Origin of the sequence: Pseudomonas aestiva, assembly GCF_039908605.1 — a bacterium.
Taxonomy (GTDB): Bacteria; Pseudomonadota; Gammaproteobacteria; order Pseudomonadales; family Pseudomonadaceae; genus Chryseomonas; species Chryseomonas aestiva.
This window is the reverse complement of the sequence record NZ_CP150916.1, coordinates 1456308-1479231: the sequence shown is the minus strand read 5'-3', so window position 1 is coordinate 1479231 and position 22924 is coordinate 1456308. Positions and strand designations below refer to the sequence as shown.

21 protein-coding genes are annotated in these 22924 nt (G+C 66.2%); 10 read left to right on the top strand and 11 right to left on the bottom strand.

The features are described from left to right. Positions 1-210: 210 nt before the first annotated feature. Entirely contained in the window at positions 211-1047 is an 837-nt protein-coding gene (locus AABM56_RS06795; protein ID WP_133859745.1) for an AraC family transcriptional regulator, read from the top strand. 178 nt (positions 1048-1225) lie between these two features. Continuing rightward, complete coding sequence (locus tag AABM56_RS06790) at positions 1226-1819, top strand: LysE family translocator (RefSeq protein ID WP_347883924.1); 594 nt, start codon at positions 1226-1228, stop codon at positions 1817-1819. A gap of 241 nt (positions 1820-2060) precedes the next feature. Here AABM56_RS06790 and AABM56_RS06785 read toward each other — a convergent pair whose 3' ends face one another. Together AABM56_RS06785 and AABM56_RS06780 are read right to left on the bottom strand one after the other, a co-directional pair. Then, the gene (locus AABM56_RS06785) at positions 2061-2981 is read right to left on the bottom strand and encodes a Gfo/Idh/MocA family protein (RefSeq protein ID WP_133859747.1); all 921 of its coding nucleotides are present in this window, start codon (positions 2979-2981) and stop codon (positions 2061-2063) included. 50 nt (positions 2982-3031) lie between these two features. Further along, on the bottom strand, positions 3032-3916 hold the full coding sequence (locus tag AABM56_RS06780; protein ID WP_068385143.1) for a LysR family transcriptional regulator: 885 nt from the start codon (positions 3914-3916) through the stop codon (positions 3032-3034). A gap of 109 nt (positions 3917-4025) precedes the next feature. On the opposite strand from AABM56_RS06780, the gene AABM56_RS06775 reads away from it, so the two are divergent. From AABM56_RS06775 to AABM56_RS06765, 3 genes are all read left to right on the top strand, one after another. Further along, positions 4026-5174, top strand: a complete 1149-nt coding sequence (locus AABM56_RS06775) for a YbfB/YjiJ family MFS transporter (RefSeq protein ID WP_133859748.1) — start codon at positions 4026-4028, stop codon at positions 5172-5174. Positions 5175-5326: 152 nt separating this feature from the next. Beyond that, positions 5327-6973: an acetolactate synthase large subunit gene (locus AABM56_RS06770; protein WP_133859749.1), complete on the top strand. Its 1647-nt coding sequence runs from the start codon at positions 5327-5329 to the stop codon at positions 6971-6973. 524 nt (positions 6974-7497) lie between these two features. Beyond that, positions 7498-9411: a methyl-accepting chemotaxis protein gene (locus AABM56_RS06765; protein WP_133859750.1), complete on the top strand. Its 1914-nt coding sequence runs from the start codon at positions 7498-7500 to the stop codon at positions 9409-9411. Between the two features lie 204 nt (positions 9412-9615). On the opposite strand, the gene AABM56_RS06760 is transcribed toward AABM56_RS06765, so the two are convergent. After that, positions 9616-10485 (bottom strand): LysR substrate-binding domain-containing protein, encoded by an 870-nt coding sequence (locus AABM56_RS06760; RefSeq protein WP_133859751.1) that lies wholly within the window; start codon positions 10483-10485, stop codon positions 9616-9618. 151 nt (positions 10486-10636) lie between these two features. On the opposite strand from AABM56_RS06760, the gene AABM56_RS06755 reads away from it, so the two are divergent. Further along, positions 10637-11260 (top strand): DUF998 domain-containing protein, encoded by a 624-nt coding sequence (locus tag AABM56_RS06755; protein ID WP_133859752.1) that lies wholly within the window; start codon positions 10637-10639, stop codon positions 11258-11260. 34 nt (positions 11261-11294) lie between these two features. Here AABM56_RS06755 and AABM56_RS06750 read toward each other — a convergent pair whose 3' ends face one another. Continuing rightward, positions 11295-11555, bottom strand: a complete 261-nt coding sequence (locus tag AABM56_RS06750) for a DUF2798 domain-containing protein (RefSeq protein ID WP_133859753.1) — start codon at positions 11553-11555, stop codon at positions 11295-11297. A gap of 117 nt (positions 11556-11672) precedes the next feature. Between AABM56_RS06750 and AABM56_RS06745 the strand changes: the two genes are divergently transcribed. After that, positions 11673-12650 (top strand): LysR family transcriptional regulator, encoded by a 978-nt coding sequence (locus AABM56_RS06745; protein WP_133859754.1) that lies wholly within the window; start codon positions 11673-11675, stop codon positions 12648-12650. On the opposite strand, the gene AABM56_RS06740 is transcribed toward AABM56_RS06745, so the two are convergent. The 7 genes from AABM56_RS06740 to AABM56_RS06710 form a co-directional block, all read right to left on the bottom strand. After that, positions 12625-13476: a universal stress protein gene (locus AABM56_RS06740; RefSeq protein WP_133859755.1), complete on the bottom strand. Its 852-nt coding sequence runs from the start codon at positions 13474-13476 to the stop codon at positions 12625-12627. The two genes, AABM56_RS06745 and AABM56_RS06740, sit on opposite strands and share 26 nt — an antisense overlap. Before the next feature lie 12 nt (positions 13477-13488). Next, positions 13489-14973: a SulP family inorganic anion transporter gene (locus AABM56_RS06735; protein ID WP_133859756.1), complete on the bottom strand. Its 1485-nt coding sequence runs from the start codon at positions 14971-14973 to the stop codon at positions 13489-13491. Positions 14974-15233: 260 nt separating this feature from the next. Next, positions 15234-15848 (bottom strand): ATP-dependent Clp protease proteolytic subunit, encoded by a 615-nt coding sequence (locus AABM56_RS06730; RefSeq protein WP_166655861.1) that lies wholly within the window; start codon positions 15846-15848, stop codon positions 15234-15236. A 191-nt stretch (positions 15849-16039) separates the two neighbouring features. Further along, positions 16040-16396 carry a YajD family HNH nuclease gene (locus AABM56_RS06725; protein ID WP_133859758.1) on the bottom strand — a complete coding sequence of 119 codons (357 nt, stop codon included), beginning with the start codon at positions 16394-16396 and terminating at the stop codon, positions 16040-16042. A gap of 152 nt (positions 16397-16548) precedes the next feature. Next, complete coding sequence (locus AABM56_RS06720) at positions 16549-16980, bottom strand: carboxymuconolactone decarboxylase family protein (protein ID WP_133859759.1); 432 nt, start codon at positions 16978-16980, stop codon at positions 16549-16551. After that, positions 16977-17621, bottom strand: a complete 645-nt coding sequence (locus AABM56_RS06715; RefSeq protein WP_133859760.1) for an FMN-dependent NADH-azoreductase — start codon at positions 17619-17621, stop codon at positions 16977-16979. Before AABM56_RS06715 ends, AABM56_RS06720 begins: the two co-directional genes overlap by 4 nt. Beyond that, positions 17618-18067, bottom strand: a complete 450-nt coding sequence (locus AABM56_RS06710) for a GNAT family N-acetyltransferase (RefSeq protein WP_133859761.1) — start codon at positions 18065-18067, stop codon at positions 17618-17620. Before AABM56_RS06710 ends, AABM56_RS06715 begins: the two co-directional genes overlap by 4 nt. Positions 18068-18152: 85 nt before the next feature. Here AABM56_RS06710 and AABM56_RS06705 point away from each other — a divergent pair, with 85 nt between their 5' ends. The 3 genes from AABM56_RS06705 (at position 18153) to AABM56_RS06695 (ending at position 22858) form a co-directional block, all read left to right on the top strand. After that, positions 18153-19553, top strand: coding sequence for a PLP-dependent aminotransferase family protein (locus tag AABM56_RS06705; protein WP_133859762.1), 1401 nt, complete (start codon positions 18153-18155; stop codon positions 19551-19553). 350 nt (positions 19554-19903) lie between these two features. Then, entirely contained in the window at positions 19904-21535 is a 1632-nt protein-coding gene (locus AABM56_RS06700) for a methyl-accepting chemotaxis protein (RefSeq protein WP_133859763.1), read from the top strand. Positions 21536-21664: 129 nt separating this feature from the next. Beyond that, positions 21665-22858, top strand: a complete 1194-nt coding sequence (locus tag AABM56_RS06695; RefSeq protein ID WP_133859764.1) for a DUF2252 domain-containing protein — start codon at positions 21665-21667, stop codon at positions 22856-22858. Positions 22859-22924: the final 66 nt, after the last annotated feature.

The following is a 22924-nucleotide window of genomic DNA, read 5'->3' as shown; positions in this document are numbered from 1 at the left end:
TCATTAAGCCGTAGGTTGGGCTGAGACGGCCCTATCGTCGAAGCCCAACAGGTCCGGGCAGCGTTGGGCTTCGCTACGCTCAGCCCAACCTACACGAGCCCCGTCTTGACACCCCTCTCTCTCGGGGAGAGGGCGGTTTCAAAGGCTCAACGTGGCGACAATCATCGCTAAAGAACGCATGCTGAGCCTTCAGATCAGTCAGCATCGATCATGGCGCCCAGCAAACTCCCTTTCGTGCGACCGCTGCCCTGCAAGCAACCAGGCATTGAAGCGATGGTGGCCGATACGTCCTGCACCTTCGCCCGTCATACCCACGACGACTTCGGTATCGGCCTGATCCACCGGGGCGCGCAGAAATCCCTGAGCGGTCGAGGGCTGGTCGAGGCCGGTCCAGGGGATGTCATCACGGTGAATCCCGGTGAGGTACACGACGGGGCCCCCCTGGATGAAACCGGCCGAGCCTGGCGCATGCTCTATCTACAGCCCAGCCTGGTCGCCAACATGGGACAGGAGATTCTCGGGCATGCGCGCCAGGTGGAGTTCAGCCAGCCGCGGCTTGCCGATAGACGCCTGTCACAGGGCTTCGCCAACGCCTTCATCGCTACGGTGAACCCAGTCACCGAGGCCAGCGCCCTGGCATGGGAACAGAACCTCATCCTGTTGCTGAGCGGCTTGCTCCAGCCCAGACCAGCAGAACGTTGCGTCATTCCAGCCGGCATTGCACGCGCACGAGAGCAGCTCGATGACGCTCCGCTGATGGCACACACCCTCGCCGAATTGGCTGACGCCACCGGGCTGAGCCGCTATCAGTTGCTCCGCGCCTTCACCCGAGCCACCGGACTTACACCCCACGCCTATCTCATCCAACGCCGACTTCAGCAGGCACGTCGTCTGATCGCAAGTGGACTGTCGCTGGTCGAGAGCGCCGCAGCTACGGGCTTCGCCGACCAGAGCCATCTCACTCGTCTGTTCAAGCGTACCTACGGCTACACGCCTGGCGCCTACGCCAAGGTGGCAGCCCACCTGCAATTTCGTTCAAGACGCTGAATGCCAATGCCAGCCAGGCTAAGACCCTGCTCCCCTGACAGGTATCAGCCGTGCACGCACCCAAAGATTACCCCCCGGCCTCGCGCCAGACAGCTACAGACATCGGCCGTGGCGCCTGGGCAGCCGTTATAGGCCAGGCGTTTTCTGAGGCGAGTCACCCGTCATGACACTCGACTTCTTGCTGACCACCTTCATCGTGGTCGCGTCGCCAGGGACAGGCGCCCTGCTGACGATAGCGGTCGGCACCACCTATGGCCGCCGCGCCGCGCTGTTGGCCGCCGCAGGTTGTACCCTCGGAATCCTGCCTCACCTACTGCTGACCCTTTGTGGCCTGACAGCGCTGCTACAAACCCGACCACTAGTGCTGGAGGGTCTGCGCTATCTGGGAGTGACCTATCTGCTCTATCTGGCCTATCGGCAGATCCGCAATGCCAGCGCCCTGAGCGCGGGCGCTACCTGCCCCAGCGGGGATCGACAGATCATCCGGCAAGCCGTCCTGCTGAACCTGTTCAATCCCAAGCTGACCCTGTTCTTTCTTGCCTATCTGCCGCAATTCCTGGACCGGCAATCCGCCGTGCCGCTCACCCAGGTGCTACTGCTGTCCGGGGTGTTCATGGGTATGACGTGGGTGGTATTCACCCTGTACGGCCTGCTTGCAGCGCAGATGAGGACGCGCCTGGTTGCCAGCCCACGCCTGGCGCAAGGCCTAAGTATCGGTTTCGCCTGCGCCTTTTTCGGCATGGCCATCCGCTTGTTGTGGACGAGCCTATGAGGGGATGCGAGGCGTAGCCCTGTTGGACTTCGCTGCGCTCAGCCCAACCTACAAGAGCACACCATGACGCCCCCTCTCCCTTGGGATAGGAGACCGAGCCGTAGGTTGGGTTGAGACAGCTTCACCGTCGAAGCCCAACAGCCAAGTTCCCCTGTTGGGCTTCGCTACGCTCAGCCCAACCTACAGGAGCCCATCATGACGCCCCCTCTCCCTTGGGGAGAGGGCCGGGGTGAGGGTCGCCCTACTCATGAAACTCCGCCACCGTCTCGCGACGGCCATAGAGGAAGGCATCCGCCACATGGCGCAGCGGGGCCACGTCCACATCGGAGCGGTTCTGGGCGACCAGCTCGGCGAAGCGGGCATAAAGGCCGGCGTACTCCCGGTCCGGGCCCTGGTGGCTCAGTTGCCCGTCCAGGTACAGCTCGCTGCCGCCCTTGCTCAGGGTCAGCCGACCGCCATCGGTGTCGACATGGATGTCCCAGGTCTGGGGACCGGTCTGCAGGAAGTCGAAGTCGGCGGCGATGGGCACGCCGGCGCTGTCGACGAAGGCCAGTTGCGCGGCCACCGGGGTCTGGCAGTTGCCGGGCACCTGCAGCGTCGCCTCCTTGAGAAAGAACGGCCGTGGCAGGATGGTGGTGACGATGGACAGGGCATTGATGCCCGGATCGAAGACGCCCATGCCGCCCGGCTCCCAGATCCAGGCCTGACCCGGATGCCAGACGCGCACGTCTTCCTTCCACTCGATCCGCACTGCCTGGATGCGCTTGTCTTCCAGCCATTCGCGGGCTGGCTGGACGCCCTGGGCATGGCGGGAATGCCAGGTGGCGAACAGCGACAGACCCGCCATCTCGGCCTGCCGCGTCAGGGCTTCCACTTCACTCAGGGTCGCCCCCGGCGGTTTTTCCAGCATCACGTGCTTGCCCGCCGCCAAGGCCTCGCGGGCCTGTTCGTAACGTACCGCCGCTGGCGCGCAGAGCGACACGGCGTCGATCGCCGGGCCGTCTTCGAGCAGGGCGCTCAGGCTGGGATAGTGGGCGACGCCGTCGAGCTGGGCGTTGCGGCTGGCCACGGCGACCAGCTCGTAGTCAGGATTGGCGGCGAGCGCCGGCAGGTGCTGGTCACGGGCGATCTTGCCCAAACCGACGATGGCTATTCTTATCATGATCGTCCTCGGTAGACGGTAGGAGTCCGCCGCCTAGGATCGGGTAATCATCACACCAAAGCAACAGCTTCGCGGTCGGTCTGCAGGCTCTCGCGCAACTCCAGCCAGCTGCGCAGATTGGCCCCCTCGCGGCCCTTGCGCCACATCAGCCAGGTGGTGGCCTGAGCGAAGCGCGCCTGGATCGGATGACGCTGCACCCGCTCGCGGCCGGGCAGGCTGTCGAGCATGGATTCCGGCATTAGCGCCACCCCGCCGGTGATCACGCAGGCCAGCATGCTGTGGTAGGACTCGATCTCCATCACCGGTCCGCTGGGCACCCCCGCCGCGGCGTACCAGGTGTCCAGGTAGCGTCTATAGGAGCAGCCGGCACGAAAGCCGAACACCGGGCGTCCCGCCACGTCGGCCGGTGAACGCACCGGACCGAGTTCCAGCCCGGTGATCAGCACCAGCCGCTCCTCGAACCAGGGCTGGCCTTCCAGCGCCGCGTCGGGCGCCGGGCCGTCCACCAGGGCCGCGTCCAGGCGACCGGCCAGCAAGCCTTCCACCAGTTCGCCGCTGGGGCCACTGTGCACCTGCAGGTTCACCTTGGGATAGCGCTGGTGATAGCGCGCCAGCAGCCCTGGCAGATGGATGGCCGCGGTGCTGAACATGGACCCCAGGACGAAGGTACCGGCCGGCTCGCCGCCCTGCACCGCGCTGCGCGCCTCGTCGGCCAGGGCGAACAGGCGATGGGCGTAGTCCAGCATTCGGTGGCCGGCGGCCGTCAGGTGCAGCCGCTGGCGTTCGCGCAGGAACAGCTCCACCCCCAGCTTGTCTTCCAGCTGGCGCAGGCGCGTGGAGAGATTGGACGGCACCCGGTTGAGTCGCTCGGCGGCCTTCACCAGGGAACCTTCCTCGGCCACCGCCTGGAAGATGCGTAACTCTGCGAACTCCATGGATCACCACCTTTCTCTTTAGCTGAACATCTATTTCTCTATTATTCGTTTTTATTGATCAACTTCAAGGCCTAGGCTGTACTCATCCGCTCGCTATTGGAGTCCTGCGATGACCGCCACTACCCGCCTGCTGGCCTGCCTGCTGGCCCTGGCCACCGCCATGGGCATCGGCCGCTTTGCCCTTACCCCCGCCCTGCCCCACCTGATCGCCGAGGGTCAGATCGACCTCACCGGCGCCAGCCTGCTGGCCGCGGCCAACTACCTGGGCTATCTGCTCGGCGCCCTGGACGCGCTCTTCGCCCGTCGGACCCATGCGCGCCTGGTCGGGGGACTCTGGCTCTGCGCCGGCCTGACCCTGGCTTCCCTGCTGGCCGATGGCCTGGCCGCCCAGGCGCTACTGCGCTTCGGCACCGGCCTGGCCAGCGCCTGGGTACTGGTGATGGTGACCGGTCTGAGCCAGCCCCTGGCCGCCGAAGCCGGCCGGCCACGCTTGGGCGCCCTGGTCTTTACCGGGCCCGGAGTAGGCATTCTCATCAGTGGCCTGATGGCCCTGGTCAGCAATCGCCTGGGTGGCGATTCCAACCAGCTGTGGCTGAGCTACGGCCTGCTTGCCAGCGTGGCCACCCTGGCCCTGCTGCCCCTGCTGCCGCGGCGTGGTCCCGCCACCCCGCTGCCTACCACCGCCGCGGCGCCGGCCAAGCGCTCGCCCGCCTTCAACCGTTTGATCCTGGCCTATGGCCTGGTGGGCGTCGGCTACATCCTGCCGGCGACCTTCCTCTCGCAGATGGCCGCCAGCCGCTTCCACGGCCAGTGGCAGGCCGACCTCTTCTGGCCCGGCTATGGCCTGGCGGCGGCGCTGGGCGTGGTACTGGTCAGCCTGAGACGCCCGGGCACCGATACCCGCCGCTGGCTGATCGCCACCCTCTGGCTGCAGGCCGCGGGTGTGCTGCTCTGCCTCCTGCCGGGCAGCCTGGCGCTGTTCCTCGGTGTGCTGCTCTGCGGTGGCCCTTTCCTCGCCTGCATGCAGTTGGTGATGCAGTACGGCCGCGAGTTGGCACCGGCCACGCCGCAGCGCAATGCCGGGGTGCTGACCGCCAGCTTCGCCAGTGGCCAACTCGTCGGTCCGCTGCTCGGCGCAGCCAGCAGTCATTTTGCCGGCGACCTGCAACCGGCCCTGGTGATCGCCGCGCTGGGCCTGCTGTTCGCCGGTCTGCACCTGCGCCACGCCCGGGCCTCGCTCCAGCGCTGCGTCGCCTGAATCGTTTCCGCTGCGGCCTTTCGTCACAGAAGTAAAACTGGGTGGTTCCTTGTTTTGAAATGTTTCGCCGTTCCTGAGTACAGTGACCGCCGCGCCTCATAGAGGAGGCGCCTCAGGCGCTCGCCACCCACCCTACAAGGAACACGACACTCATGATGAAGGCCTCCGATCTGGTCGTTCGCTGCTTGGAAAACGAGGGTGTGGAATACATCTTCGGCATTCCCGGCGAAGAGAACCTGGACCTGCTGGAATCCCTGCGGCGCTCCTCGCAGATCAAGCTGATCCTGACTCGCCACGAGCAGTCCGCCGGCTTCATGGCCGCCACCTACGGCCGCTTCACCGGCAAGACCGGTGTCTGCCTTTCCACCCTCGGTCCAGGCGCCACCAACCTGGTCACCGCCGGCGCCTACGCCTACCTGGGCGGCATGCCGATGCTGATGCTGACCGGCCAGAAGCCGATCAAGAAATCCAAGCAGGGGCGTTTCCAGATTCTCGACGTGTGCCGCATGATGGCGCCGCTCACCAAGTACACCCACCAGTTCGCCTCCGCCGACAACATCCCGTCGCGCATCCGCGAGGCCTTCCGCCTCGCCGAGGAAGAAAAGCCCGGCTCCGTGCACCTGGAACTGCCGGAAGACATCGCCGACGAGCACACCGAGAGCCTGCCGGTCCCGCCGAGCCTGAGCCGCCGTCCGGTCGCCGAAGCCAAGGCCATCGCCGCCGCCGTCTCCAAGCTGGAAAACGCCCGCAGCCCGGTGCTGGTACTGGGTGCCGGCACCAACCGCAAGATGACCGCGCGGGTGCTGCGGCAGCTGATCGAGAAGACCGGCATCCCCTTCGTCACCACCCAGCTCGGCAAGGGCGTGGTCGACGAGCGCCATCCGCGCTTCCTGGGCAACGCCGCCCTCTCCGCCGGTGACTTCGTGCACCGCGCCCTGGAGTCCGCCGACCTCATCGTCAACATCGGCCACGATGTTATCGAGAAGCCGCCGTTCTTCATGACCCGGGGCGGCACCGAGGTCATCCACATCAACTTCCGCTCCGCCGAAGTCGATCCGGTGTACTTCCCCCAGGTCGAGGTGGTCGGCGACATCGCCAACGCCATCTGGGAGATCAAGGAGCGCATCGAGGTCCAGCCCACCTGGGACTTCGACCGCCTGCTGCACATCCGCGAAGCCAACGAGGCCCATGTCGCCGAAGGCGCCACCGATGACCGCTTCCCGGTCTACCCGCAGCGCCTGGTGGCCGATCTGCGCAACGTGCTGCCATCCGACGGCATCGTCGCCCTGGACAACGGCATCTACAAGATCTGGTTCGCCCGCAACTACAAGGCCTACATGCCCAACACGGTGCTGCTGGACAACGCCCTGGCCACCATGGGCGCCGGCCTGCCGTCGGCCATGGCCGCGCGCCTGGTGCATCCCGGCACCCCCATCGTGGCGGTATGCGGCGACGGCGGCTTCATGATGAACAGCCAGGAACTGGAAACCGCGGTACGCCTGAAGATGAACCTGGTGGTCATCATCCTGCGCGACGACGGCTACGGCATGATCCGCTGGAAGCAGGCGCAGATGGGCTTCGAGGACTTCGGCCTGGACTACGGCAATCCGGACTTCGTCCGCTACGCCGAAAGCTACGGTGCCTACGGCCATCGCGTGGAAAGCGCGGCCGCCTTCGCGCCGCTGGTGCAGCACTGCCTGGACACCCCTGGCGTCCACGTCATCGACTGCCCAGTGGACTACTCCGAGAACGACCGCATCCTGCATCAGGACATCAAGGAACGCAGCGCGGCGGTCTAATCGGCCAGCCCGGCGATCCAATTGACGCCCCGGCCTCCAGGCCGGGGCGTTTTTCATTGCGGCCGAAGGAAATACCCCGTCCTCTCCGGACCCTCAATCCACCACTCATATCGTCAAACTAATAGACGGGAAAACTCAGTAAAAACAAACAGATACGACATGGGATCACTCCGGATACTGCCGAATATCCAGGTAATCACGCAGCCTATCGTCCAGATTCGAATATTACGGCGATTCGCGTTCTATTAAGCAGGCCTTAAGAATCGTAGCCATGGATATGCCCGTCCTTGAGCCCTCGCTGTCGCCTGCCATCCCCTCGGCGCGGTGGCGGATCGAGCGCCAAAGGCCCGACGATTCCTTGGGGCCAATCCGTGGTTACCCGCACAAGCGGCCAAGCGCCCCTTCGCACCGACCGGTCCTGCCGGGCGGTTGACGAATCGACAGAGGCTGCCGTAACCGCGAAGCACGAGGCGCGAGGTCTCCAGGTCCGCACCTTCCAACGCTCCGCTATCCAGGTAGTCCACATGCAGCAAGTTGGCTGGAATCCATTAAGCAATATAAGCGTCAGGGCCAAGCTGGGCCTTGGCTTCGCCCTGCTCATCGGCATGATCCTGCTGGTGGCCTACACCGGCTGGTCGGCCACCGATACCCTGCGCGATCGCAGCGAGCGCATGAACGATATCGCCGGCTACAGCACCCTGGCCCGCGACATGCGCATCGAACGGCTGGTGTATTTCACCAAGGCCGATGACGCCCAGGCGGCCAAGTGGCTCGCCGCCCTGGACAAGACCGAAGGCCAGCTGCAGGCCATCCTTCCACACTTCAACTCGCCAGCGAACAAGGCCTTGCTTGACGAGGCCGGGGCCGCGCTCAAACGCTATCGCGACTTCTACAACCAGACGATCACCGCCACCCGCGAGCGGGAATCCATCCGCAAGATCGCCAGCAGTGCGGCAGAGGCAGCCAATGCCCAGTTGCTGACATTGGCCGAAGAGGCGAATGGCGAGACCGGTCGTCCTGCCGATCGCCAGCAGTTGGCGACGCTCTTCATCGGTGTGCAGCGGATGAGGGTCGATTTCCGTGGCTACGCCACCGCACCCGGCAAGGACAGCGAGCAGACCGCGCGCACCTCCGTCAATGCCGCCCTCACCCAGGCCAAGGCGCTCGGCGCCACGGCGTTGCCGACCGAGACCGTGCAAAAGCTCGTCGATGAAATCTCCGGCTACGGGCAGCGTCTCGATCAGTTGGTGGCCGCGCAGGCGCAGGTGGATCAGGCACAGGGCGGTATCACCACGACCATCACCACCCTGCTCGGCATCGCCGACAAGCTCACCGGCATCCAGCAGGAATTCCGCACGGCCGACGTGGCCGGTGCCCGTCAGCTGCTGCTGATCTGGCTGGCCGTCGCCATCGCCCTGGGCCTGGCCTGTGCCTGGCTGATCACCCGTTCCATCGTCAAGCCCTTGCAGGACACCGTGGCCTTGGCCGAGCAGGTCGCCAACGGTGATTTCACCCATCAGCAGCAGGTCACCCGCAAGGATGAACTGGGCGCCCTGCAGACCAGCATGCAAGGCATGACCGGCAACCTGCGACGCCTGATCGGCGAGGTACGCGACGGTGTGGTCCAGGTGGCCAGTGCCGCCGAACAGCTGTCGGCGGTCACCGAACAGACCAGCGCTGGCGTGCAAGCGCAAAAGGTCGAGACCGACCAGATCGCCACCGCCATGCAGGAGATGACCGCCACCACCCACGAGGTGGCGCGCAACGCCGGAAACGCGGCCAAGTCCGCGCTGGAAGCCAGCCGCCAGGCCCTGCAGGGCGAGCAGTCGGTGAGCAAGGCGGTCGACCAGATCCAGGTGCTGGCCCGGGAAATGGAATCGACCAAGACGGCCATGGCCACCCTGCGCGGCCATGCCGACAGCATCGGCGGCGTGCTCGACGTGATCAAGGCGGTTTCCGAGCAGACCAATCTGCTGGCGCTCAATGCCGCCATCGAAGCCGCCCGCGCCGGCGAGGCGGGACGCGGCTTCGCCGTGGTCGCCGACGAGGTCCGCGGTCTGGCCCAGCGCACCCGCTCCTCGACGGACGAGATCGCTCAGCTCATCACCGGTCTGCACCAGAGCACCGACCGCATGGGCACGGTGCTCGACCACAATGTGCAACTGACCGAAAGCAGCGTCGGCCTGTCGCGCGAGGCGGGCGAGATGCTCAAGCGCATCACCCGCTCGGTGAAGGACATCGAGTCGATGAACGAACAGATCGCCTGCGCCGCCGAGCAGCAGAGTTCGGCTGGCGAAGAGATCAGCCGCAATGTCACCAACGTCCGCGACATCTCCGATCAGACCGCCGCCGCCAGTGAAGAGACGGCTTCCTCGAGCATGGAGCTGGCCCGCATCGGCGTACGCCTGCAGGAGATGACGGCGCGCTTCAAGGTGTGATCCTGACGGACGCTCCTTCCCCTCACCCCGCCCCTCTCCCCAAGGGAGAGGGGCGCCTGGGATGGACTTGCAGCGGGAAGGAAAACGCGGCACAGAAGGTAGGTTGGGCCGAGCGCAGCGAAGCCCAACACCTGTCGGATGAATGCTGAACCGTCGGGCTTCGACGGTGGAGCTGTCTCGGCCCAACCTACGGCTGGATTTCTTTCACCTCACTCTCGCCTCTTCCAGCAACCACCGCTCGAAGTTTGCCAGCGCCGGATCGCTCTCCTCCGCTGGACGGGTGACCAGCACATAGCGTTCGCGCAGTTCCGGCAGGACCGGCCACGGCGCCTGGAGCCGCCCGGCTACCAGCTCTTCCTCAATGTAGTGCTCAGGTACCAGGGCCATGCCGAAGCCGGCCTTGGCGGCCTCGATCAGCAGCGAGTAACGATCATAGGTGGGGCCAGCCGTCGGGGCGCCCAGGGATAGCCCTGCAAGTGCGGCATAGCGGGTCCAGCTGTGCGGGCTCTCCCGCTTGTGCAACAGCGGCAGGCTGACGGGAGGCTGGTCAGCCAGACGGGGATGACAGACCGCCACCAGTTGCGCCTCGAACAGCCGTTGCACCCTCAGGTTCTGCCAGCTCGGATGCTCGTAGTTGATCGCGGCATGCAGACCGCTGTCTTCCAGGGCAAAGGGCTGCGTCCGCTCACGGAGGTTGACCTCGATGTCCGGATGGCGCTCGCGGAAGCGCGCCAGCAGGGGAATCAGCCAGCGACCGGCCAGGGTCGGGATAACGCCGATTTCCAGTGCCGTGGCGCCGCGGGCCTGGGCTATCAGTTGCTGGGTATGGCGCTCGATGTCGGCGAGCGCAGTGCGCATATGAGCGGCATAGCCGGCACCGGCGGCGGAAAGCTCGACGCGATTGCCGACCCGATTGAACAACCGGACGCCCAGCGCAGCCTCCAGCTTGGCGATCTGCCGGCTGATCGCGCCCTCACTCAGTGCCAGCTCCTGCGCGGCCTTGGCGAAACTGAGATGGCGGGCGGCCGCTTCCAGGGCCACCAGCGCCGTGGTGCTGGGCAGGCGTCTAGTCATCAGCGGTCATCCTTGGCAGCGGAACGGCACAGGATGACGCCTGGGCAAGCTGCCTTGCAAAAAAATCGGTAACGCTCGCCGCCAGCGCCTCCTAGCATGAGCGGATCTCGAGACCCAGGAAGCGCGCGCCATGATGACGAGGACGTCCACCTTGAACAGGACCGATCGGGTTCTGCTGGGCATGGGTCTGGTGATTCCTGTCTGGTTGGTGATCGGTGTAGGACTGACCGCCCTGGCCTATCCCGGCTATAGCCATATGGACCATGCCTTGAGTCGGCTGGGTGCAGTCGATGCCCCCACCCAGGGCTTTTCCGCCTGGATCAACAACATGCCGCTCGGTGTGCTCTTCGTGCTGGCCGGCCTGGGCCTGGTCCGTCGCTTTCGCAGATCGCGCCTGGCCTGCCTGAGTGCAGCCCTGATCCTGCTGCATGGCCTGGCCAGCTTCGCCACCGGGTTTTTTCCGTGCGACCAGGGCTGCGCCCCGGTGCAGCCGTCGCGCTCGCAAGCGCTGCACAACCTGGCGGGCCTGGTGATGTTCCTGTCGCTGACCCTCGCCAGCGCACTCTGGGGCTGGCTCGGCAGGCGCCTGCTGGCCTCGCCGGGCTTTGCCTGCTTCTCGATCCTCTGTACCGGCATGGCGCTGGTCACCGCGGCCCTGATGGCCGGAGCGGTCACCGACGGCCAGGGCTTCGGCCTGTACCAGCGCCTCAATTACGCCGCGGGCGTCTGCTGGCTCGCGGTCTTGGTCTGGCTGGCCCGGCGCGAACGCGGGTAATCGACGACCCACGGCGAGCGCCACAGCGGACGCCTCAGCCCTGTACGGTCAGGGCGACCAGTCGCGCCACCAGCGGTCGTACCAGCAACACGCAGACGAACGCCGAAGGCATCGCCACCTGATAGGCATTCATCACATTCCTCAAGTAATGGGCATCGAACCCGAACTCGGCCAGGGTGATCACCAGGCACATCAGCAAGGCCATGATGGTCGACATATAGAGCGCGAACACATAGGGCGTCACACCCTTGGGCAGGCGTCGTCTGGCGGGAAGCGCTGGAGTCTGGGAATTCATCGGCTAGTCTCTGGTGGATGAGCGAGGCCAAGCTAACAAGCACCGGAACCGGCCGGTAGCCGCCTCGTCGTTGGTTCACCTTCAACAGAAATCAACGAATACACCGACAGGAATCTCGTGGACATCCTGGGTTTGATCAGTACCTACATCAAGGTCGTGGAAGCCGGCAGCATCGCCGGGGCTGCCCGCGGCCTGGGCCTGAGTGCGGCCGCGGTGAGTCAGAGCCTGACCCGGCTGGAGGCCCATCTGGGCGTGCGCCTGCTGTCGCGGACCACGCGCCGCCTGGCCATGACGGAAAGCGGCGCCCGCTATTTCGACAAGGTCCGGTACATCCCGCAGGAGGTCGAGAGCGCCGCCCAGTCGGCGACCCTGGAAAGCGAACCCCAGGGCGCGCTGCGAGTGGCGACCACCGCCGCCTTCGGCCGGCATCTGCTGGCGCCGCTGCTGCCGACATTCAAGCGCCGCTATCCCGGCATCGACATCGAACTGATCGGCTCCGATCGGCGCCTGGATCATCGCCTGGAACAGATAGACGTCAGCCTGAGGATCAAGGCGCAGCTCAGCGACAGCCTGGTCGCCCGGCGCATCGCGTCCCGCGCCTTCCTGTTCTGCGCGGCGCCCGCGTATCTGGCGCACGCGGGCACGCCACACACTCCGGAAGACCTGCAGCAGCACGCCTGCCTGCTGTTTCGCTACCCTACCGACGGTCGCTATCTGCCCTGGCGGTTCGAGCGCGACGGCCAGGTCTTCGAGGCGGCCACGCGCCCCGGCTTCGTCTGCGACGACATCGACATGCTGGCGCAGATCGCGGTGAACGGTGGTGGCATCGCGCGCCTGGCGGACTTCGTCGCCCTGCCGCTGATCGAGGGCGGGCAGCTGGTACCGCTGTTCGGCGCAGAGGGCCAGGGCGTCACGTCGGCCCGGTCGGAAGCCATGGATATCTATGCCTGCGTCGCCGAACGCTCGGCACTGACCGGCAAGGTGCGCGCCTTCATCGACTTTCTCGAACAGGCCTTGCAGCCGAAATCCGGCCAGGGCCCTGGTCGCGATCCTGACCAGGGCCGCGCGCTCAGGCGCGCAGTACCAGGATGTTGATGTCGGTGTGCCGCAGCATGTGAGAGGTCTGACTGCCCAACAGGAAGCGCCTGGCGGCGGAATGGCTGTAGGCGCCCATCACCAGCAGATCGCCCCGGGTAGCCTGGACCCGATTGGGAATCACCTCTTCCGGATGCCCGGGAACGAGCTGCGTCGTCACCACACTGCCACAGGACCTCAAGAGATCCGCGGCGGCTTCCAGTCCGGCCAGCCGGGCCGGAGTGGCGTCGCCGACCTGCAGGATCTCGCCTTCGAGCCCAGACAACAGCAGGCTCTTCGCGACACGTAACAAGCCCTGATGGGTGGCTTCGCTGCCATCGTAGGCGACCAGAAAGCGCCGGGGCTCGGTGAAGTCGGTAGCGCAGACCAGGATGGGTTTGTGCAGCGTCCGCACCACCGTTTCCAGCTGGCTGCCGATGCCACGACTGCCAGAATGCTGCCCGCGCTTGCCGATCACCAGCACACCCAGCTCCGCCTCCAGCTCGTGCAGGGTATCCGCCAGATAGTCATGGCGCTGGAGCGTCGTTGGGACCGCCGCCACGCCTCGCTCGCGCAACCGCTGCAGAGCCCCATCCAGCAGCGCCGCGCCGTCAGCCCGCGCCAGACGGGCACGCTGCTCGTCCAGGCGGGCCAGCTCTTCGAGCAGGTGCTCGCGCGAGCCGAGACCGATGGCGCCGCTGGTGTCGGGTGAGCTCGGATAGAGGCTGCGCTCCAGGACATGCAGCAGGGTGATGGGTAGCGTTAGGCGGTGGGCCAGCCAAGCGCTGTGGTCGCAGACGCTGCCCGCCAGGGGCGAGCTGTCGATACAGGCGATGATCTTGCTCATAGGTGTCTCTCCTCAGTGGCCCAGCAGTTCACTGCAGGCCCCCGGCTTGTCGTGGATGCCGAAGCGATCGACCAGGGTCGCGCTGGCCTGGTCGAGGTCGAGGACCTGCACGGTCACGCCTTCCCGGCGATACCTGAGCACGACCTTGTCCAGGGCGGCGACGGCGGTGATGTCCCAGAACTGGGCCGCCTTGAGATCGATGCGGACCTCGTCCAGCACCTCCTTGAAGTCGAAGGCGTCGATGAAGGCCGCGGTGGACGAGAAGAACACCTGGCCACGCACCTCGTAGACACGAATGCCGGGCGCTTCCAGACGGGACGTCAGCCTCAGCTGGTGCCCCACCTTGTTGGCGAAGAACAGCGAGGCCAGCAAGACCCCGACCAGCACGCCGAGCGCCAGGTTGTGGGTAGCGACCACGACCACCACGGTGGCCACCATCACCAGGTTGGTGGAGAGCGGATGGCGCCGCAGATTGCGGATCGAATCCCAGCTGAAGGTGCCGATGGACACCATGATCATCACCGCGACCAGCGCCGCCATGGGGATCCGCGCGAGCCAGTCGCCAAGGAACACCACCATCAGCAGCAGGAAGACACCCGCACAGAGGGTGGACAGCCGGGTTCGCCCGCCGGATTTCATGTTGATCACCGACTGGCCGATCATGGCGCAGCCCGCCATGCCGCCCAGCAGGCCGGCGGCGATGTTGGCGATCCCCTGCCCCTTGCACTCGCGATTCTTGTCGCTGGGCGTGTCGGTGATGTCGTCGACGATGGTGGCCGTCATCAGCGACTCCAGCAGCCCCACCACGGCCAGTGCCAGGGAATAGGGCAGGATGATCAGCAGGGTGTCGAGGGTCAGTGGCACCTGGGGCCAGAGCAGCACCGGAAGGGTATCGGGCAGCTGTCCCATGTCACCCACCGTGCGGATATCCAGCCCCAGGGCAAGGGAGACGCCCGTCAGCACCAGGATGCACACCAGCGGCGACGGCAGCAGCCGGCCCACCATCGGCAGCAGCGGGAACAGATAGATGATGCCCAACCCGGCGGCGGTCATGGCGTAGACCTCCCAGCCGACATGGGTCAGCTCGGGCAACTGGGCCAGGAAGATCAGGATCGCCAGGGCGTTGACGAAGCCCGTCACCACGGAACGGGACACGAAGCGCATCAGCGCGCCCAGACGCAGGTAGCCGGCGGCGATCTGCAGCACCCCGGTCAACAGGGTCGCGGCGAGCAGATACTGCAGGCCGTGCTCCTTGACCAGGGTCACCATCAGCAGCGCCATGGCGCCGGTAGCCGCCGAGATCATCCCGGGGCGACCGCCGACGAAGGCGATCACCACGGCGATGCAGAAGGAGGCATAGAGCCCCACCTTGGGATCGAGTCCGGCGATGATGGAAAAGGCGATGGCTTCGGGGATCAGCGCCAGGGCGACGACCAATCCGGACAATACATCGTTCTTCACATTGGAAAACCAATGTGTTCTGAGGGTATTCAACATAGACAACTCGCACCTGTGCCTGACCCGTCAAGCGAGTGGCAGACGCCGGATCAGGCGTGAATTCCAGGGTTGGCAGCCGCCACGTCGCGGGCGCGACAGGACGGCAGAGGTCCTTGCAGCGAGGCAAGGACGAGGGAGGCGCGAGCTATGGGGGACTGGGTTGCCAGTCGCGGGAAGGGAAATGCATGCGCCGAGGGTATCACGAAAGAACGAGCGCTTGTAGACCGTGCCCGCCGGTGTGGCCGGGCGTCAACCTGCCCTCACCGGCTTCCGCCATCGCTGACAAGGTAGGTAGCCCGGTCGATCCCACGCGGCAACCGGTCCGGCGTCCGGGTGATCAAACCGATGTCCTTGGCTGCGTCGTAGCCCAATCGTCGTCTGTTGCTTTCGGAGGACAGCAGGGTGGTGAGCTCCTCCGGGGTCAGCTTGAGACAGCCCTTGTAGATCTCGCGGAACTTGAGGTTCTCACGCTCGACGTCCTCGAACGCCTGCTTGGCCTGGTCCGGCTTCATGTAGCCGTTGACGGCGATGGCCGCCGCGGCCGGATGCAGGAGAAAGCTGGCGAGTGGCGCGGCATAACGATCTTCGGCCGCGCAATAGATCATGGTGGCGGATGAATCCGTCGCAGCGGCGTCGATGGTATTGATGTGCAGCGGATAGTGGCGGATGAACTCGTAGGCGACATAGCCCGCCTCCATGCTGCCGCCAGGGCTGTTGAGGTAGAGATTGACGTTCTTGGTCGCGGGATACTTGAGGGCGATGTCGCTCAGGGCAGCCAGCAGGGAGCTGACCGAGCGGTCGTTGATACCGCTGTTGAAGTACACCGACGCGGTGTCGGCACTGGCAGCAGAGCCTTCTCCGCGGATGACGGTCATCTCGGCGGAGGCCTCCGTCAGGCAGCCTGCGGCCAGCAAGGCCAAGGCCCCGGCGGACAATCGCTTCGCAACGTTCGAACGTCTCATCCCTGCTCGCTCCCAGGTCGGCAACCGGCCAAAGACCTGAAACGCTAGAGCGTGAGACTTAAGATCGGCTTAAGGCAGGGCGACCTGCCTTGATCGCCGCGCACTCAGTCCTTTTTCAGCAGCCCGGCCAGCCCGGCGAAGGGGTTGTGGGTGGCCTGGGCCACCTTGGGCGTGCTCAGCGAGCTGTCGCTGAAGTACTGCTGATCGGTGTAGCGGCTGTGCTCGTTGTCGTGGCAGTACAGGCAGAGCAACTCCCAGTTGGAGCCGTCCTGGGGATTGTTGTCGTGGTTGTGGTCACGATGGTGCACGGTCAGTTCGCTCAGGCGCTTGCCGGCGAACTCGCGGGCGCAGCGACCGCAGACGTGGGGATACATCTTCAGCGCCTTGTCACGATAGCCGCGTTCGCGCTCGCGCTGGGTCTCGGCGAGGATTCGATCCAGCTTCGAGGTATCGGTAGCCATGCTGCACCTGGGTAGTCGGGTAGAAAGGCCCAGTATAGCCCGGGCCCGGCCTGGCCGGTGAGCGCCCGTCATTGACTCCGACTGCCGAGCGCCCTGCCTGCCGGGAGCGCAGCGAAGTCCGGAAATCGTCCTTCGCTGCGGCCTGCCTTCGCCTAGAGGCGCATCCCCACTGCCAGCCGGTTGAAAGCATTCATCAGCGCCACCGCGAAGGTCAGGTCGGCGATTTCCGCGTCGCTGAACTGCGCCTTGAGTGGTTCGTAGAGCGCGTCGGGGGCGCCCTTCTCGGCGACAGCGGTCAGGGTCTCGGCCCATTCCAGGGCAGCGCGCTCGCGGGCATCGAAGAGGTTGCTGATGCGCCAGCCGGCCAGACGATCCAGCTTGGCCTGGCTGACGCCCTGCTCGCGCAGGGTTTCGGCGTGCTTGCCCAGGCAGAAGGCGCAGCCATTGATCTGGGAGATGCGCAGATAGATCAGCTCCACCAGCTCCAGGCCCAGCGAACTCTGCGCCAGGGCCTGGCCCGTGGCGATCAGGCCCTGATAGGCGGCGGGTGAAAGGGTGGAAAACGGCAGTCGCAGTTGGCTCATGGTTTACTCCGGGTAGCGGTCACAGGGTTGGCGAGCGCGCGGAAGGGCACCTCGCGGGAGAGTTGTTCACGGACAGACGCCAGGGTGTCGGCCACATCAGCCGGGTCGCCGACCAGGCCTTCCAGATAGATGAAGTGCAGGTCGAACAGCCCGAGCGTGCCCAGGGCATGGCGCAGGTAGGAGGTGAGGAAGTCCGGCTGCCGCGCCTGGGGGCCACGGTGATGACCACCCGAGCCGACCAGCAGGTAGACCGGCCGGTCTGCCAGCAGACCGCGCTTGCCCTCCGTGGTGGACGCGAAGGTGCGGCCGATGCGCAGCACGTAGTCGAGCCAAAGCTTGAGCGCCGCAGGCAGGGTGAAGTTGTGCAGCGGCGTATTGATCAGCAGCAGGTCGCTGGCCTCCAGTTCGCCAATGAGGGCCTCGGACAGGGCGAATACCGCTGCCTGCGGTGGCGTGCGCCGGGTCAGGGCCTCGGCATAGTCGGTGCTCAGCGGCGGCAGCGGCATGGCGGCCAGATCCCGCTCCAGTACTTCCAGGCGAGGCCAGCTCAGCCTCAGCGCGGCCCGGAGTTCACCGGCCAGCCGATAGCCCTGGGAGGTGGCCGGACGTGGGCTGGCGTTGACATGGAGGGCGGTCTTCATGGCGTCACCGCCCCCGTCAGCCGCTCGGCGAAATGCAGGCCGCGGGCGAGCAGGCCCTGGCGGAAATAGAAGCGCTGGGCCAGCGGCATGTGCAGACCGGTATCCAGGATCAGATGGGAGCAGCCGCGATCCAGGGCTTCGCTGCGGACCGCCGCCAGCAGCCGTCCACCCAGGCCGTCGCGCTGACGAGCCGGCTGCACGACCAGATCATCGACATAGAGGAAGCGGCCGTAGAGCAGATTCTCCAGCTCGCGATACCCGGCCAGACCAACCACCTCGCCCTCCTCCAGGGCGGCCAGCAGCCGGTAGCCCTGGGCCGCCTGGCGCTGGAGTTGCGCCTGGTAACGTTCGGCATCGTCCAGATGCGGGCGCAATATCCGCATCAGCGTCAGGCTGGCCAGGCACAGCGGATGATCGGGCAACAAAGGCTGGAAGGTCAGGGGCATGACGGCTGTCTCCGGGAAAGATGACCCACTCTAGGCAGCCGATGGCCTAGGCTATAGAGCCAAGAAAGATATAAACGACCAGGCCATGACCCTCACCGCTGCCCTCGACAGTCGCCTCGCCTTGCCGCTCTACCGGCAGCTCTATCAGCGCTTTCGCCAGGCGCTGGACGAAGGGCGCCTGCGACCCGGTGACCGGGTGCCTGCGGTGCGCGCCCTTGCGGCGGAGCTGAACGTGGCCCGGGGGACGGTGGAGATGGCCTATCAGCAGCTGATCGCCGAAGGCTTTCTGCTGCCGCGCGGTCCGGCCGGGACCATCGTCTCGCCCCAGTGGCGTTGCCCGGCCGCTCCAGCACCGGCCGTACCCTCCTCACCGGACGCCGCGGCGATTCATGCCGGTGGCGCGCCGCTGCCCCTGCAGCTGGGCCTGCCGGCGCTGGACGCCTTTCCACGCAAAGGCTGGACGCGCCTCGCCGCGCGGCAGTTGCGCAGCCAGGGCCTGGAAGGACTGATCTATCCCGATGCCCGGGGTCACGCCGGTCTGCGCGCCGGCATCGCCACCTACCTGGGCCTGTCCCGCGGGATTGCCTGTCGTCCGGAGCAGGTGTTCGTCTGCGCGGGCTATCGCGCCTGCCTGGACCTGGTCGTCCAGACGCTGCTGGCACCTGGCGACGCCTGCTGGTTCGAGGAGCCCGGCTATTTCATCGCCCGCCAGGCGCTGCAGGGCGCCGGCCTGGATCTGGTGCCGGTGCCCGTGGACGCGGCGGGACTGGACGTCGCCGCCGGTCTCGCCCGGGCCCCGGCCGCCCGGTGCGCCCTGGTCACCCCCAGTCACCAGAGTCCGCTGGGCGTGTCCCTCGCCCTGCCTCGGCGGCTGACACTGCTGAACTGGGCGATGCGGCAGAACACCTGGATCATCGAGGACGACTACGACAGCGAATACCGCTACCAGGGCAAGCCGCTGCCCGCGCTCAAGAGCCTGGATGACGGCGGTCGGGTGCTCTACACCGGGACCTTCAGCAAGGTGCTGTTTCCCGGTCTGCGCCTCGCCTACCTGGTGGTACCGCCCGCGCAGGTCGCCGCCTTCGGTCGCAGCGCCGACCGGCTGCACAATCATGCGCCCCTGCTGCTGCAGGCCACGGTGGCGAGCTTTCTGGAAGAAGGGCATTTCGCCCGCCATCTCAACCGTATGCGCAGTCTCTACCGACAGCGCCGCCAGTGGCTGGCCGAGGCGCTGGCGAACAGCCTGGGTGACGCGGTGCGGATCGACCTGCAGGCCGGCGGGCTGCACCTGCTGGCGCGCCTACCGCAGGGCGGTGATCGCCGCTGGGCGGAGGCCGCCCGGGCCGACGGCCTGGGGGTTCAGGCCCTGTCGCGCTGGTATCTGGAAACGCCCCAGGCCCAGGGGCTGCTGCTGGGGTTCACCAATGTCGCCAGCGCGGTGGAAGCCGGCGAACTGGCTCGCCGGCTGGCCCGCCTGGAACGCTGACGGCACCTTCTTCGCGGCTGTCCTTCGCGGCGGACCGTCCGCCACCGCCTCTGCGAAGCGCAAAAATGTTTATTGCGTCACACAAAACTTTTTCAGGAGTGACCGCTCAAAGACCAGGCTCGTAGGCTCTAGCCTGCCACTCTCGCGCGAAATACCGGCCTTTTTTCGGCCTGCATTCGGCTAGGCGCGGCGCGACTGGAGTCATCCGCGGTATCGGCACTATCAGGAGCCACGCGTCCCCACCGTCGACGCAAGACACGGATCAGTCGCGTTCCCCTCCGCTAGCTTGCCGTACCCCAAAACGTTGCCCCCTGGGCGTGAGTCGACAACCTGGCGCGTGAGGCCTTTCCATGCTGCAACAGCTGACCATCGCGAACAAACTCAGACTCGGCTTCGGTACCATTCTGGTCATCATCCTGGCGCTGATCCTGGCGGCCTGGCAGGGCTTCAACCAGGTCAACCAGGCTGTCCGGCAGAACATCCATTCCTACCACGTCCTGCAGGATTCGGATGCGGCCCTGCTGGCGCTGGTCAACATGGAAACCGGGATGCGCGGTTTCGCCCTGACCGGCAAGGAAGAATTTCTCGATCCCCTGAACAAGGGCGAGCAGCAGTTCGCCGAGCAGTTGCAGGAACTCACTCAACTCACCCGCGACAACCCTGAGCAGCAGGCCGGCCTGGCTCAGCTGGGCCAGGCCAAGCAGCAGTGGAACTCTGAGTCCGTGCAGCAGATCCTGGCCCTGCGCCGGCAGGTCAATGCCGGTACCCAGCCGCTGGACGCCCTGACCGCGCGCATCGCCACCGCCCAGGACAAGGGCAGGATGGATGGCATGCGCGAATTGCTGGCACAGCTCAAGACCCGCGAGAATCGCCTGCTGGACGGCCGCACCCAGTCGATGGACGACGCCAAGCAGCAGGCCCTGACGATCCTGATCAGTGGCGGCGTGCTCGCTACCCTGCTGGCGCTGGGCATCGCCTTGTCGCTGACCCGCACCATCGTGGGCCGGCTGGCCCAGACCGTCGCCGTCGCCCGTACCATCGCCGCCGGCCAACTGGATTCACCGATTCCCGCTGGCGGGCGCGACGAACTGGGCCAGTTGCTGACCGCCTTCGCCCAGATGCAGGACAAGCTGCGCGGCATGATCCAGGGGATCAAGCAGGGCACCGATCACCTGGTCGCCGCCTCCCACAGCATCTCGGCCAATTCCCAGCAGCTGTCCGCCGCCGCCCAGGAACAGTCCAGCGCCGCCTCCAGCATGGCGGCTACCGTGGAAGAGCTGACCGTCAGCATCAACCATGTCTCGGACAATGCCGGGGAGGCTCATGACCTCTCCAGCCAATCGGGCCGGCTGGCCCAGGATGGCGGCCAGACCATCCAGGCCTCGGTGGACAGTATGAGATCCATTGCCGGTACCGTGCAGTCCTCGGCCACCCGCATCGGCGAACTGGGCGAGCATTCCGAGCGGGTGTCCTCCATCGTCAGCGTGATCAAGGGCATCGCCGACCAGACCAACCTGCTGGCGCTGAATGCCGCCATCGAGGCGGCGCGGGCCGGCGAACAGGGACGCGGCTTCGCCGTGGTGGCCGACGAGGTGCGCCAGCTGGCGCAACGCACCACCAATTCCACCCAGGAGATCGCCGCCATGATCGAGAAGATCCAGGCGGCGACCCAGGCGGCCATGAGCGACATGGAGGTGGGCGTCCGCCAGGTCAATGGCGGGGTCGACCTGGCCAACCAGGCGGGTGAGGCGGTGGTCAGCATCAACACCGCCTCGGACAAGGTGGTGCGGGTGGTCAACCAGATCTCCCTGGCCCTGCGCGAGCAGACCGCTGCCAGCCACGACGTCGCCCGTACCGTGGAGCGTCTGGCGCAGATGGCCCAGCAGAACAGCGAAGCCATCGGCGAGACGGTGCAGACCGCGGTGTCCCTGGACGCCCTGGCCAACGACCTGAATCGCCAGATCAGCCAGTTCCGCTGCTAGCGCCAGGCCTCCCCGCAGCCCGTCCCCCTCGATCCCGGCACCTGGCCGGGATCGACTTGCCGAAACACCTCGCAACATTCATCCAGCGCAACGGTCACAAAGGCGTCTCCCTCAAGGCCTGCGCCCTGCATGAAAACCCCGCGTCCCGTCGATCGTCTCCCCCGCCTCAACCAGCTGCGCAATCTGAAAATGGCCCGTTCCGCCCACGCCTATGTGCGCGGCAGCACGGTGCAGTTCTACGAGTGGCTGCACAGCCAGCCCGGCCGCAACCTGCCCAATGGGCCGGCGGTATGGATCTGCGGCGACTGCCATGCCGGCAACCTGGGCCCCACCGGCGACCTGCACGGCTCCACCGACGTCAACATCCGCGACCTAGACCAGACCGTGGTCGGCAATCCGGCCCATGACCTGGTGCGCCTGGCGCTGTCGCTGGCCACCGCGGCGCGCGGTTCCGACCTGCCGGGGGTGACCACGGCGCGGATGCTCGAAGAGATGATGCGCGGCTACGAGATAGCCTTCGAGGACGATCTCGAGCGCGAGGTGCCGCGGCCGGCCCAGGTCAAGGCCGGCATGCGCAGCGCGGTGCAGCGCACTTGGAAGCACCTGGCCAAGGAGCGCATGGAAAACACTCGACCCAAGCTGCCGCTGGGCAAGCACTTCTGGCAGCTGAGCAAGGCCGAGCGCCAGGCCATCGCCGAGTTGTGCGAGACGCCGGGCATCCATGCCCTGGTGACCTCGCTCAAGGGCCGCAGCCACGACAGCCGCGTCGAACTGCTCGACAGTGCCTACTGGGTCAAGGGCTGCAGCTCCCTGGGCCTGCGCCGCTACGCCGTGCTGCTGGGCGTGGACGATGGCGATGACCAGGACTACTGCCTGATCGACGTCAAGCAGGCGGTGGCCGCCGCCGCTCCGCGCGTGGCCCATGCCACCATGCCCCGCGACAACGGCAAGCGGGTGGTGGAAGGTGCCCGCCAGCTCTCCCCGGCCCTGGGCAATCGCATGCTGGCGGTGCGCCTGCTGGATCACTCCTTCTTCATCCGCGAATTGCTGCCCCAGGATCTCAAGCTGGAACTGGACGAACTCAGCGCCCGCGAAGCCATGAGCGCCGCGGCCTACCTGGCCCGGGTGGTCGGCCGCGCCCATGCCCGGCAGATGGACCTGGCCACCCGCGTCGAGTGGATGAGCGATCTGCAGCGCAATCGCACCCGCACCCTGGATGCGCCCTCCTGGCTGTGGAGCAGCGTGGTGCAGCTGGTGGGCGCCCACGAGATGGGCTACCTGGCCCACTGCCGCGCCTATGCCCTGGAGCATGCGCAGGATTGAGGCCACCCTGAGACCGACCCGGGGCTAACCGCCTCGGGCCGCGCTTCTCGCTCCCGCCTCTTCCGC